At 53.7% G+C, this 13,267-nt stretch carries 10 protein-coding genes; 1 reads left to right on the top strand and 9 read right to left on the bottom strand.

The genetic code is table 11. The features are described from left to right. Positions 1-200, bottom strand: a 200-nt coding sequence (locus Q7O77_RS07545) for a thioredoxin domain-containing protein (RefSeq protein WP_304165144.1), incomplete at its 3' end; no start/stop codon positions are given. A 245-nt stretch (positions 201-445) separates the two neighbouring features. On the opposite strand from Q7O77_RS07545, the gene Q7O77_RS07540 reads away from it, so the two are divergent. Then, positions 446-1,534, top strand: a complete 1,089-nt coding sequence (locus Q7O77_RS07540; protein ID WP_304165143.1) for a tRNA/rRNA methyltransferase — start codon at positions 446-448, stop codon at positions 1,532-1,534. A gap of 147 nt (positions 1,535-1,681) precedes the next feature. On the opposite strand, the gene Q7O77_RS07535 is transcribed toward Q7O77_RS07540, so the two are convergent. The 8 genes from Q7O77_RS07535 to proV all read right to left on the bottom strand — a co-directional run bounded on the left by Q7O77_RS07535 (position 1,682) and on the right by proV (position 11,989). Beyond that, positions 1,682-2,962, bottom strand: a complete 1,281-nt coding sequence (locus tag Q7O77_RS07535; protein WP_304165140.1) for a glycoside hydrolase family 68 protein — start codon at positions 2,960-2,962, stop codon at positions 1,682-1,684. A 432-nt stretch (positions 2,963-3,394) separates the two neighbouring features. Next, the gene (gene emrB / locus Q7O77_RS07530) at positions 3,395-4,927 is read right to left on the bottom strand and encodes a multidrug efflux MFS transporter permease subunit EmrB (RefSeq protein ID WP_304165138.1); all 1,533 of its coding nucleotides are present in this window, start codon (positions 4,925-4,927) and stop codon (positions 3,395-3,397) included. Positions 4,928-4,944: 17 nt separating this feature from the next. Further along, entirely contained in the window at positions 4,945-6,117 is a 1,173-nt protein-coding gene (gene emrA / locus Q7O77_RS07525) for a multidrug efflux MFS transporter periplasmic adaptor subunit EmrA (RefSeq protein WP_304165135.1), read from the bottom strand. 233 nt (positions 6,118-6,350) lie between these two features. Beyond that, positions 6,351-6,866 (bottom strand): transcriptional repressor MprA, encoded by a 516-nt coding sequence (gene mprA / locus Q7O77_RS07520; RefSeq protein WP_085653427.1) that lies wholly within the window; start codon positions 6,864-6,866, stop codon positions 6,351-6,353. A gap of 252 nt (positions 6,867-7,118) precedes the next feature. Further along, positions 7,119-8,303: an MFS transporter gene (locus Q7O77_RS07515; protein ID WP_304165130.1), complete on the bottom strand. Its 1,185-nt coding sequence runs from the start codon at positions 8,301-8,303 to the stop codon at positions 7,119-7,121. A 251-nt stretch (positions 8,304-8,554) separates the two neighbouring features. Next, positions 8,555-9,550, bottom strand: a complete 996-nt coding sequence (gene proX, locus Q7O77_RS07510) for a glycine betaine/L-proline ABC transporter substrate-binding protein ProX (RefSeq protein WP_304165128.1) — start codon at positions 9,548-9,550, stop codon at positions 8,555-8,557. Between the two features lie 101 nt (positions 9,551-9,651). Beyond that, positions 9,652-10,794 (bottom strand): glycine betaine/L-proline ABC transporter permease ProW, encoded by a 1,143-nt coding sequence (gene proW, locus Q7O77_RS07505; RefSeq protein WP_304165126.1) that lies wholly within the window; start codon positions 10,792-10,794, stop codon positions 9,652-9,654. After that, entirely contained in the window at positions 10,787-11,989 is a 1,203-nt protein-coding gene (gene proV, locus Q7O77_RS07500) for a glycine betaine/L-proline ABC transporter ATP-binding protein ProV (RefSeq protein WP_304165123.1), read from the bottom strand. Before proV ends, proW begins: the two co-directional genes overlap by 8 nt. Positions 11,990-13,267: the final 1,278 nt, after the last annotated feature.

The following is a 13,267-nucleotide window of genomic DNA, read 5'->3' as shown; positions in this document are numbered from 1 at the left end:
CACGGGCCGCACCATGGCGCCCAGAAATCAATAACGACGGGAAGTTCGTCTTGAAGTAACTTATCAAGCGTTTTGGCCGTGGCGTTGATCACTTCTCCTTTGAATAGCGTCTCCCCGCAACGTCCGCAGGTGGCGTTATCTTCAATGCGCGTTTCCGCCAGGCGGTTAGTAGTGTGGCACGATGCACAAACCGTATTCATAACAAGGCCTCAATAATCAAAGGACTAACATGGGTCAGCGAGCTGTTGAACGTCACCGCCACGTGCGCGTTAGAACGCTAGCTGGCGGCGATGTTGAGTGTGGCTTCAGTATCGTGACCGGAACCTGACGGAACAACGTGGTTTACTCAATGGCTACAATAGTTCCTGACTTTTATGTATCGGTCGGTAGCTAAGCGAGGGTACATAAGGTACTCTTCGCGGCGAGCGCGTAGGTGGAGAAAAAGATGAGCGATTCATTCAGTGGGAAAGGCGGCAAGGTCCGCGTTATGTACGTCCGCAGCAGTGATGAGGACGATAAAAAGGATAAGAATTCACGTTCGTCGGATACGCGACGTCCGAGCGGCGACAGTCGGGATAAAAAACCGCGTGATAAACGCGCCCCCGCGTCGCGCGATGGCGGCGGTCGTGAAGAGGGCTCAAAATGGCGCGGAGAAAAGCGTCAGGAAGAACGCCCAGCTCGTCGAGAAGCGGCAGGTGAGTACGATTCTCCCTGGAAAACCGTTTCACGTAGTCCAGATGCCGCGCCTGACCACGGCGGTATTGTGGGTAAAAGTCAGTTAGATCCTGCGCAGTTGCGCCGCCAGCGGGCAGAAGAGACTCGTGTCTACGGTGAAAATGCCTGTCAAGCGCTGTTCAAAAGCCGTCCTGAATCAATTGTACGAGCCTGGTTTTTGCAAGAAGTCACTCCGCGTTTTCGCGATGCGCTGCGTTGGATGGCGGCAAACCGCAAGGCCTATCATGTTGTCGATGACGAAGAGCTGACCAAAGCCTCCGGCACTGATCATCATGGCGGCGTCTGCTTCCTGATCAAGAAGCGCCGTGGCACTGAGGTGAAAGATTACCTGAGTGAAGCTGGCGAGAAAGACTGTGTTTTGGCACTAGAAGAAGTGGGTAACCCGCATAATTTGGGTGGGATTATTCGTAGCTGTGCGCATTTCGGCGTGCGTGGCGTTTTAGTCCGTGATGCAGCGATACTGGAGTCCGGCGCGGCAGTGCGTACGGCAGAAGGTGGTGCTGAACATGTGAAAGCCATCAGTACTGAAGGGTTGATCGATGCGTTGGAGGAATTCCGACGTGCTGGGTACACCATCGTCACTACGTCCAGTCACAAAGGCACACCTTTATCGGGAGCCAAATTACCCGCCAAAACGGTAATCGTTTTAGGTGAGGAGGGTGATGGTTTGACCGACGGAGCCTGGGAACAAGGCGGCGTGAAGGTGTCTATCGACGGAACCGGCAAGGTCGAGAGCCTGAATATTTCCGTTGCGACCGGTATCCTGCTGGCGGAATGGTGGCGTCAGAATCAAGGCTGAACGGTGACATCCTGTTTTTAAGCGTGATATAGTAAAGGCCAGTCAGTGTCACCTGACTGGCCTTCTTTTTTGGCACCCTCGCCGGGCATGGCTAGGTGCCGGTCAACATCGAAGTGCTGAGCATGGCCCACATGAGTGGGTCATTCTTTACAGCGTTTTCACATCCAGTTCCGGCGGAATGTAGCCGTAATCCAGTTCTTCAACGACGAAGCTACGAGAACCGATGAGTTTGATCTTCACGGTCGGTGCTTCAGTCCCACCAATACGATATTCCATACCCGTTGTTTCCACATCGGTAGGCACGCTGTCGATGAAGGACGTTACCAGGCCGTTAGGCATGACATAGTGAGAATAGGTCTGGTAAGGCTGGCTGGAAGGGTTACCCAGAACCAGACCAGAACCGTTCATCGGCTCATACTGGCCGAACAACTCGTCGCTCAGGAAGCCGTAAACACCATCCGGACCGGTCAGGCCGTCAGCATAGGTAAACGTGTGGCTGATGGTCATCAGGTAGTACTGGTCGTCCTGGAACACGAAGTGAGGACGTTCGGTCTGATCGTTGACGCCAACAGCGGTAACCAGCGGCGGTAACAGTTCCCATTGATCGCCATCTTCATCCAGCGCAACAGCAATACCGATACAACCCGTCTGGTAGCGTGAGCCACCCACTTCTTCGTAACCCGGCGGTACATCACCCAGTTCGTCATCACCGACGACATGAGAGCCACGTTCACCAGCCACGTTACCTTCGAACAGCATGTACAGCTTGCCGCTTTTCGGGTCACGGAACGGCCATGGGTCACGGAAGGCCCAGTACTGGTTCTGTTCTTCAGTCTGGTAAATCGCGCCATCGGCGTCGAACAGGCTGAATACTTTGTTGAAGCCGACCATTTCCACACCGGTGGACGTCGTGACAACGCGACCACGTACTTTGGATACGGTTGAGCCAGGAGTCACCGCAGTGTAGTAGAATGCGATATCGCCTTTTTCATTCAGCAGGATGGGAGAACCAGCCCATTCGCGAGTGGTAGGAGAAACGCCTTCAGCCATCATGCGGCCACCGAAGGTCCAATCTTTACTGTTGCGTGAGAACCAGTAGCAGATCTTTGCGCGACCGTGGCGGTCGTTCCAGTCGAGAGAGATGTTGTAGTTGCCGTTTTCATCCTGGTAAGCCGGGTTGTCTTCTTGACGATCCGCGGTGAGGGTGAAAATGACTGACCAGCCATCGACGGACACAGTGTGACCGTTAATATCACGCAGCGGCATGGTATCCCAGATGAATACGTCGTCGCTCATGGTTTTAAAGTCGGCACTGACCACAGGCTGAGTCGTCGTCGGATCGTCGAACGTGACTTTCAACGCATCGGCACGAGTCCAGATTGTCGGTTTGTAAGCGGGGGTGGCTTTCAGTTCTTTACGAATGGCCATGGTGTATCTCCTGTAAAAGTGAGTGATTTGTTTTACTGTATGTCTGTACAGTGCTGATACTATATACAGTATATTTCTGGCGTTCAATGCTAATTTGATAATTTTAACTGATTCGGGCTTATTGTTTTCAAATGGCGACTTTGTGGTTTTTTGTTTTGCTTTTTAGCGTTTAAATGAGTTCTTTTTAGGGGTTTGTTCTGTGGTGGTTTCGTTTTTGCTCATTTCTAGGTTCGACATAACGAAGTGCGTAAAGCTGCTATAGAGAGGAAGGATGCTGTAGGCCAAGGCGGATTAGAGGATGAAGTGACGGTGAAATAGAAGGTTAAACGGAGTGGTTAACGCCGGATTGCGAGTTGGGTACCGTCTCTCTAAGTCAAAGATAAAAATGCCGTCCCCAAGAGGACGGCACGGTAATCAAACGCTGCGGCTGGCTTAGTGCGCGCCACCACCTCCGGCACTGCCAAAAGGAGGACGAGCGAACCACACCAAAACAATCAGCGCGATAAAGATTGCCGCTGCGGCCCAAAAGATCTCGTTTGCAGCAATGATCAGGCCTTGCCCGGTAATTTGTTGGGCAAGATAAGAAGAAACCTGTTGCTGTGTAAGCCCTAACGCCTCCATTTGCTGATAGATCTGCTGTGCAATGGGATTATAAGGCGACACAGACTCCGTCAACTGAGCGTGATGTAGCGCTTCTCGCCGCTCCCAAAGCGTGGTTGTCAGCGATGTTCCGATGGAGCCCGCGAGAGTACGCGAGAAGTTGAACAAACTGGATGCTGCCGCCAACCGCTCTGGCCCGAGCCCAGATAAGGTAATCGTCGTCAGCGGCATAAAGAAGCACGCCACCGCAAATCCTTGTACGAACTGAGGCCAGGCCGAAGCGGCGAAGTCCATGCCCGGTTCAAAGGTATAGGTTCGCCAATAGAAGCAGACGGCGTACATCACAAAGCTGAAGCTGACCAGATAGCGCATATCCAGTCGCGGCGCGAAGCGACCGATGATCGGCGACAACAGCACAGGCATCAGTCCGACGGGGGCCGAGGCCAATCCTGCCCAGGTGGCGGTGTACCCATAAACTTCCTGCAACAGCTGCGGCATAAGAACGATAGCGCCGAAATAGAACATAAACGCCAGGCTGGTACACAAGCAGCCAATGGTGAAGTTACGGGATTTAAACAGGGAGAGGTCGACGACCGGATTATCGTCCGTCAGCTCCCACACCACAAGGAACACTAGCGCTATCACTGCGACGACGCATAGCATGATGATCTCAGTGGAGTTAAACCAGTCCAGCTCCTTCCCGCGATCAAGCATCATTTGCAGGCAACCCACGCCCAACACCAGCAACACCAGACCGATAGAGTCTATCGGCCTGATCGTGACCGCAGTCTCACGTCCGCGCAGCAGCTGCAGCGTCAGGACTACCACCAGCACGCCCAGCGGAATATTGATGAAGAAGATCCATCCCCAATGGTAGTTGTCGCTGATCCAACCGCCGAGTATCGGACCAAAAATCGGCGCGACGACGACGGTCATCGACCAGAGCGACAGGGCAATACTGCGTTTCGCCGGAGGATAGTTGTTCAACAGCAGGCTTTGCGACAGTGGGATGATCGGGCCTGCGACCAGTCCTTGCAGGACACGGAAGAAGATCAACATCTCCAGGCTGTTGGAGATACCGCACAGCCAGGACATCAGTGCAAACAGTCCCGTGGCCCAGACGAAAAGGCGAACTTCGCCAAAGCGCTTCGCCAGCCAGCCGGTAATCGGAATTGAAATGGCGTTCGCCACCCCGAAAGAGGTAATTACCCAGGTGCCCTGAGAGTTGGATGACCCCAGGTTGCCGGCAATCGTTGGGATCGCCACGTTGGCGATGGTGGAATCCAGTACCTGCATGAAGGTGGCCAACGCGAGCGCGATGGTCAACAAGGCCAGCTGTATTCCCTCTAGCGGTTTCTTCTGCACGTGTTTATCCCTCATGCTTAGCCTGCGTTAGCACGGATAATCTCGTCGATAGTCTGATTGACCGGCGCCATATCCAGCTCCAGCGCATCGCTCTGGTAGGCGGGTTCGCTTCGCGGTATGTCAGATAAGACTTTGCCGTCCGCATTGGCGGTATCGACATTGACCAGCATTGACAGACCAATGCGCAGAGGGTGATCCGCCAGCTCTTGCGGATCGAGCTCTACGCGGACGGGAAGACGCTGGACGACCTTAATCCAGTTGCCGGTGGCATTCTGGGCTGGCAGAAGAGAAAAGGCGCTGCCGGTTCCCATATCCAGACCGACAACCTTGCCTTTATAAACTACATCATCGCCATAAAGATCGCTGACGAGGGTGGCGGGCTGGCCGATACGCATATTGGCTAACTGTGTTTCCTTGAAATTGGCGTCTACCCATAGGCCTTTGGCGGGAACGACCACCATCAGAGCCGATGTAGAAGCAATCCGGGCGCCAACCTGTACGCTGCGGCGTGAAACATAGCCATCTACCGGGCTCACAATGTGCGTACGCTGCAACGCCAGCCAGGCGTCACGCAAATCGGCGGCACTCTGCTGTATCGCCGGTTGCTTTTCCAACGGCGTGTTGAGAATCAGCGCCTGATTGGCGGCGAATTGTTGCTTGGCGACATCCAGCGACGCCTGTGCGCTGGCGACGGCATCGCGCGCATGCTGCACATCTTCGCGCCCGATGGCGTTGACTTTGCCCAGCGTTTCCCGGCGATTCAAATCGCTGACCGCTTGGTTAAGCGCCGTCTGCTGGAGCGCGATATTCGCCTGATACTGACGACTATTGATAATTAGCTGATGAACCTGACGCACGCTATTGGCCAGCGAGGTTTGCGCACGTTCGTAGGTCTGTTGGGCATCGGTCGGGTCGAGTTCGACCAACACATCGCCTTTTCTGACGAAGTCCGTGCTGTCGACGTTGACGCTGGTCACGCTACCGGCGACCTGCGACATAATCTGGATCTGGTTACCTGCGACATAAGCATCATCGGTTTCCTGGTGATGGCGTAAAACCAGGAACCAATAGGCGAGCCACAGGCAGCCCAGGAATAAAAACAAAAGAGTTAATAGCGTTAAGATGCGTTTCCGATGGGTTTTATTTTTTTTAACAGGTTGCGGTGCAGATGTTTCCACAGTGGAGCTCATGGTTTCCCCTAATGTACTTCTCATTATTTAATGGGTAATTGCCATACGGCGATGTGAGGGTGGTGTCGCGAACGCTCTGGCTGCGATAAATAGACAGCCCGTGCCAGCTCCACACTGAGAACGTCTCGTCATTCCTTGCGCGTAAGGATGTGCAAGTCGCGAGAATGTCCGCCTGGTGTCGGTAAATGTCAGTGTGGGGCGGCATGGAGCTGACTTATGATGATGGTGAAAGACTAGATCGGCATGCCTTTCTCGATTTCGTCGAGGCGTCCCAATAGCTTACGCATCAAGGTTTCCAACTCGAGCTGCTCTTCGTCATCCAAGACAGAGCATAGCTGATGTAGACTAAAGTGTTGCGGCGGGAGTAACTCATTCAAAAAAGCCTTCCCTTTTTCCGTCATGAACAAGTGCAGACAACGTCGGTCGCTTTCACTTTCCCGGCGCTCAATCCAACCGCGTTTTTCCAGTTCATCCGCAATACGCGTGGCGTTGGTGCGTGATGAACCGAGCGCGGCGCTGAGCTCGGAAGGCTGAATGCTATAAGACTCTTGAGATTCAAGCGTAAGCAATGCCATGAACAGCGTCTCATTGATGTTCTGTTCCTTCAGCATTCGATTACGGTGTTCAAGTATTTTTGTCTGCAAATGTAGAAACAGACGAAGCATCGTAACTTCCTTATACGGGAAGTCGGGATGGCGAGTGGCGCGCATGCGCAGCATACTTTCTATTGGTGCAAACGAACTTTCCATTTATGTCAACCTCATTAATCACTTTCTGTATAGTAACGCAGGTTATTACTTGGGTAAATGACGGAAAGTACCAAAAGAAGTAAAAAAAGCGGGAGGATGAAAGCACTTAAATAAATATTGTGTTGATTTTTATGTGTTTTATTCCAATTTCATACAATTAATTTTTTGATAAAAAAAAGAAAAAATTTCCTAAAGAAGGGCATTCGCCGAAATCCCCTACCGGGTAAAGAGGTCCGATAGGGGCTGTCAGATTTAAGAAACGTCGTTTCTATTATACCACCAGACCAGCAGGGCGGTGAGGCTAGTTAGGAAACCCGCAATGGAAACGCCCAGCCAGCCGAAGTACTGAAACATGGTGGCGGATAACATCGAGCCCAGCGCCCCGCCGATAAAATAGGCGGTCATATAACCGGAGGTAATCCGATTACGGGCTTCAGGCATGTCGCGGTAGATAATGCTCTGATTGGTGACATGCACGCCCTGAACCGTCAGATCCAATGCCAGAATCCCAATCAGCAATAGCAGGATGGAATGAACGCCTGCGGCGATGGGCAGCCACGACAGCACCAGCACGGCAAGGCCGACGGTCGTGACCATTTTGGCATGGCCGTGGTCCGCCAGGCGTCCGGCACGCGTAGCGGCCAGCGCGCCTGCTGCGCCGACTAATCCAAACAGGCCAATCACGCCCTCGGAGTAGCGATACGGCGGCGCGGACAGCAGAAACGCCATCGAGGTCCACAGGATGCTGAAGTTTGCGAAGGTCAGGCCGCCCAAAATGGAACGAATGCGCAGCGGCTTGTACGTGACCATGAGATGGAAAATCGAAGACAGCAGTTGCGGATAATTCAGCTGATTGTCTTGTTTGTAACGAGGCAAAGCCCGCCACAACAGCAGAGAGAGGGCGATCATCAGAACGCTCGCGACCCAGTAAACCAGTCGCCATCCGCCCAGCGACGCCAGCGCGCCCGCCAACGTACGGGCCAGCAATATCCCCAGCAGCAGGCCGCTCATCACGGTCCCGACCACTTTACCCCGGGTTTCCGGCGAGGCCAGCGTCGCGGCCAGCGGCACCAAAACCTGCGCGGCGACGGAGAACATCCCGGTCAGTGCCGTGCCGAGTATCATGACCCACAGCGACGACGACGATGCGGTAATCAGCATGCCTGCGGCGGACAGTAGGCTCATGCCCACAATCAATCCTCGGCGCTCCAGCATATCGCCCAGCGGCACCAGCAGAAGCAGGCCCACGGCATAGCCCAACTGGGCTGCGGTGACGATAAAACCCGCCTGATTGGGGGAAAGCATGAACGCATTGGCGATGGCATCCAGCAGGGGCTGAGCGTAGTAGTTGCTCGCCACCATCAGGCCGGTTGCGGCGGACATCAAGAGAGTTAGCGCAGGGCTTAACGTTTGGGTTCGTGGTATGGCGGTGTTCATGAAATGGTTAACTATTTGTTAAGGCTATAGGTTGGTAGTATCGGACAGATCCCCCATTGATACCACCCTTTGAGTCAATTTCACGTGTAATCATTCCAGCGTGAGGTATTGCTGTCACGATGACGCCAGTGGGAATGATAAGGTCGTTAAAACGTCAGAAAAGGATTGAAAGGGGCGGATATGTCGCGAAAAAGCCGGTGGGAATCGGGGGAAGAAGAGCGCCTGACGGGGCAGGCGCTCCAAAGAACAATTTACTTCGCAGCGGCGCGTGCGGAGTCAACCCACGCGTCAAACTGTTTCTGGTGGGATTTGATCCAACCGTCAACGTGACGCGCGATCGCCTCTTCAGATGACTCACCGGCGTGCATACGCTGGTTCTGCGCATTCACATCGGCAACCGGCAACCACATGCTGGAGAACAGCTTGGCCGCCGCCGGGTTCTTCTCTGCCCACGCCTTGTTGGCCGCGATGCGGATGTTGTTCACCGGGAAGCCGTAGTCGGCGCCGTTAGGCAGCTTGGTGCTAACGCCTTTCATCTCTCCCGGCTGGGAGGAGAAAGGAACCTGCAGCCAAACCACATCGCGTCCTGGCACCAGCACATTGCTGACCCAGTATGGTGTCCAGGTGTAGTACAGGATCGGTTTACCTTCGTGGAAACGGGTAATGGTGTCGGCGATCATCGCCGCGTAGTTACCCTGATTGTGTTCCACCGTCGGCGTCAGGCCGTAGGCTTTCAGATGGTTATTGATCGCCGCTTCGCAACCCCAGCCTGGGTTACAACCGGTCAGATCGGCTTTGCCATCGTCATTGGTATCGAACAGCTTGGCGATTTTAGGATCTTTCAGCTGAGCGATGTTGGTGATCTTGTACTGCTCCGCCGTTTTCTTGTCGATCAGGTAACCCTGAGCCGCGCCGGAGACATAGATACCCTGACGGAAGAATTTGGCGTCGCCGCCTGCGGATTTGTACTGGTCGCTCTGCAGCGGATCCCAGTTAACGGCCATAAAGGTCGCGTCGCCAGCGGCGATAGAGGTGTAAGCGACGTTGTAGTCCACTTCACGCGTCGGCTGGACGTCGTAGCCCAGTTTTTCCAACGCTTTGTTCACCAGCGCTGTCTGGAAGGTCTCTTCCGTCAGCGTGCTCTGAATCGGCTGTACGGTAACGCCTTTCCCCGGAAGTTCGGCTGCCGCGAGAGAGGTACTAAGTACGGCGGTCAGGGCAAACGACATTATGCCTGTTTTACGCATAAGAATTCCTCTTGTTGGTGTCGGGGACACGTGGCGTCCCCTGTCATTATGATTATTTATCTTGATGTGACCGACCGGAGCCGGTCACGAAAGTCAGAGCATTAAGACTTGATGAAAGGACGGGCCAGCAGACCGATAGGACCACTGTTGAACCAGCGCTGATTGTTACGGCTGCGCTTGTCGCGGCCCAGAGACTGGGTCAGACGGTCAAGGATGATGGCCAGAATGACGATCCCAACGCCGCCGATTGCAGCCTGTCCCATATCGAGTCGACCGATACCGCGCAGTACCATCTGTCCCAGACCGCCGACGGCGATCATGGAGGCGATAACCACCATCGACAGCGCCAGCATCAGCGTTTGGTTGACCCCGGCCATGATGGTCGGCATCGCCAGCGGCAGCTGAACTTTAAACAGCATCTGACGCGGGCTGGCGCCGAACGACTCCGCGGCTTCCAGCAGATCGGCGGGAACCTGACGTATCCCCAGAATGGTCAGACGGACCATAGGCGGCAGCGCAAAGATAATGGTGACCACCACGCCCGGTACGTTACCGATCCCGAACAACATAACGATCGGCACCAGATAGACGAACGCAGGCGTTGTCTGCATCGCATCCAGCAGAGGTCGGATAATCTTCGCGGCCCGCTCGCTGCGCGCCAGCCAAATCCCCATGGGAAGGCCGATCAGGACGCAGAAGAACAGGGCGGTCAACACCAGAGACAGTGTCACCATCGCCTGAGACCATGCGCCGATAGCGCCGATCACGATCAGGGAGATAAATGCCGCCATCCCCATGCCGAAGCTAGAGACCTGCCAGGCCAGCAGCGAGAACACGATGATGGCGACCGGAGCAGGCATCCCCATCAGCAGCTGCTGGAACGCGTTCAGGATAATATCGACCGGTACGCGCACGCCCTGGAACACCGGGCGGAAGTGCATCACCAGCCAGTCGATGCCGCGCGTTACCCAGCTATCCAGCGGGATCAGCGTATGTTTGAACGGATCGAGCAGGCTAAAGTGCTCGGGTTCCGGCGCCGGCGCGCTGCTGAGCCAGTCGGTGCTCCCGGCGGGAACATCGGTGCCGCCTGCGGGTGGAGCGGCGTTGCCCCAGGCGTCAGCGCCGCCGCCATCGGTCGGGGCAGGCGCTGCACCCCAGGGATCGGCCTGCGGCGCCGCGGCCGGTTGCTGCGCGGCTTGTTCAGCGGTTGTGGTGGTTTCCCACGGATTAGTCGCATCAGTCATTCAGAGAGCCCTCTTTATCCAGTGCCTGCAGCAGCATCCCTTTGGAGATGATGCCCATGTACTCATTATTTTCACCGACGACCGGTATGGCGCAGGGAGCCTGTGCCACGAGGGAGATCAGCTCGTTGAGCGGCATGTCGGCGGGAACCGGAGACGGTTCGGACAGTAACGCCTCGTCCAGCGGCAGTTGCTTCTTGTGGGCCTCTTTCAGCGATTCGATAGAGACGATACCGATGAATTTCTGGCCGCGTTCCAGCACATAGCCGAACTCCCGGTCCTCTTCCTGCAAAATGGCCAGCGCGGAACGCGGCCCCACGCCGGGAGATTTACGGATGATGGCGACCGGGCGACGGCGCGCGATATCTTTGGCGCTGAACACCTGGCTGATGTCGACGCCGCGGAAGAAGGTACGCACATAGTCGTTGGCCGGATTGTTCAGAATCTCGTCCGGCGTGCCAACCTGAATCACTTCACCGTTGCGCATGATGGCGATACGGTCGCCGATACGCATGGCCTCGTCGAGGTCATGGGAAATGAACACGATGGTGCGCTGTTGACGAGACTGCAGCTTGACCAGCTCATCCTGCATTTCGGTACGAATCAGGGGGTCGAGCGCCGAGAACGCTTCATCCATCAGCAGGATGTCCGGGTCGTTAGCCAGTGCGCGGGCCAGGCCCACACGCTGACGCATCCCGCCGGACAGCTCGTCAGGGTAGGAGGCCGCATAGGCTTCCAGTCCGACCTGCTGCAGGGCGTCGTGCGCCTTCTGCTCCCGCTCTGCTTTGGGGATACCCGCCAGATCCATACCGAACGCGGTATTGTCGAGGATGTTCAGATGGGGCATCAGCGCGAACGACTGAAACACCATACTGATTTTTTTGCGGCGAACTTCACGCAGGGCGCTGTCCGAGATTCGGGCGATATCTTCGCCGTCGATCAGCACCTGACCGCGCGTGGGTTCTATCAGACGATTGAGAAGGCGTACTAGCGTGGATTTTCCTGACCCGGATAATCCCATGATGACAAATATCTCGCCTTCTTCAATGGCCAGATTGGCGTTTTCGACACCGACCGTGAGTCCGGTCTTTTCAAACACCTGATCTTTATTCAAGCCCTTGTCCATCAGCTTGAATGCACGGTCAGTATGTTCGCCAAATATTTTGTAGAGATTTTTTACTTCAAGTTTAATTGCCATGAAATTGGTTAGTTCCTATAGTGACGATATTGCTTTGATGTTATGCGCTATAGATCTGCCCTGGTAACGATAAAACAGCCGTACACCCTACCATAATAATAATTTGAGACAACCCCTAAGGCCGGATTGTGTAATTTCGACCCCCTCCTTATTTTCGATTTTCTTACCTGTTTTTATACCGCAAATTATCGTCATTAAATATCTGGATTTCAAAACCATTAACAATATTAAACAAATAAAAAACGCATTAAAATCAGCGCTTTAAATGGTATTTGTTCAATTTATTGATGGTGATTTGAAATATATTTTTTCTCCCGCGATTTTGCGATTTTTCAATATTTATTCCTGTTAGAATAAATAGGACGTTGGCAAGCGCTTTTCGATGAAAAAAAAGGCTGTAAGCTGAAGGCGTTAGCTTCGGTTTTGCTAAAATAACAACAGCGTATGGGTGGTTTTTTCGCACGAAACGTCACCTTGCCTCGGCGAACGGGAAATGAAGGTATCTTTCTGTGGTGGATAATATTCCTTAAAAATAACGGATATATTTCGCATTTTTTCCCAAGATACAAGGCATTATTTTGCCGACGTCCTCCCTCCACCGCGACGTATTTTGAGTCCCTGACTGTGGTGCGAAAACCTCGTCGTGCGTCAGGGTTTTCATCCCATCACTGCCCCCCATGAAAGGCGCATTCAGCGGCAGGGAAAAGAGGCACGACTATTCTCGCTGTCGCGATGCCTGATGACGTTCCGAGACTCCCTACATGTTCATTACGATAGTTTCAGCGACGACGCCCTTTGGGACATGACCCTCAAAAGCCGTGAGTCTCCGCATGCTGTATTGCTTCCTGATTGGCTCCTCTTCACTCGGCCTATTGCGCTCGCAGGGTGTCTTTCATCTTTCATCTTTCATCTTTCATCTTTCGTCTTCCGCTCTCCGCGCGACGAGCCTGGGACAGAATCCTCCTGTTGCGCGACACCTTTGCCGTTTTTGTACGACGTCTTCGATGACCGGCTTTTGACCTCAAGGAACGTTGACGTTCCGGTCAATACATCCTGACGCACAAGAATAATGAGCGGAGTAAAAATGTATAAATAAGTAATGGCAGATTGAATGATGCCAAATAATATTCTTTTTTTGGTGAATGAAATAGCTCGTTAAAAATACTAAATAAGTCATTTTAAATTGAATGCAAATTGAAACAGTTAAATAGAAATTAATTTATGAGTATCTATTAAAAAATAAAGTGATGTATACATATTTTCATGATGCTACTCTCT

The organism is Lonsdalea britannica, from assembly GCF_946477055.1.
Taxonomy (GTDB): domain Bacteria; phylum Pseudomonadota; class Gammaproteobacteria; order Enterobacterales; family Enterobacteriaceae; genus Lonsdalea; species Lonsdalea britannica_A.
Note: the sequence above shows the minus strand (reverse complement) of the source record. Positions and strands in the feature narration are given on the sequence as shown.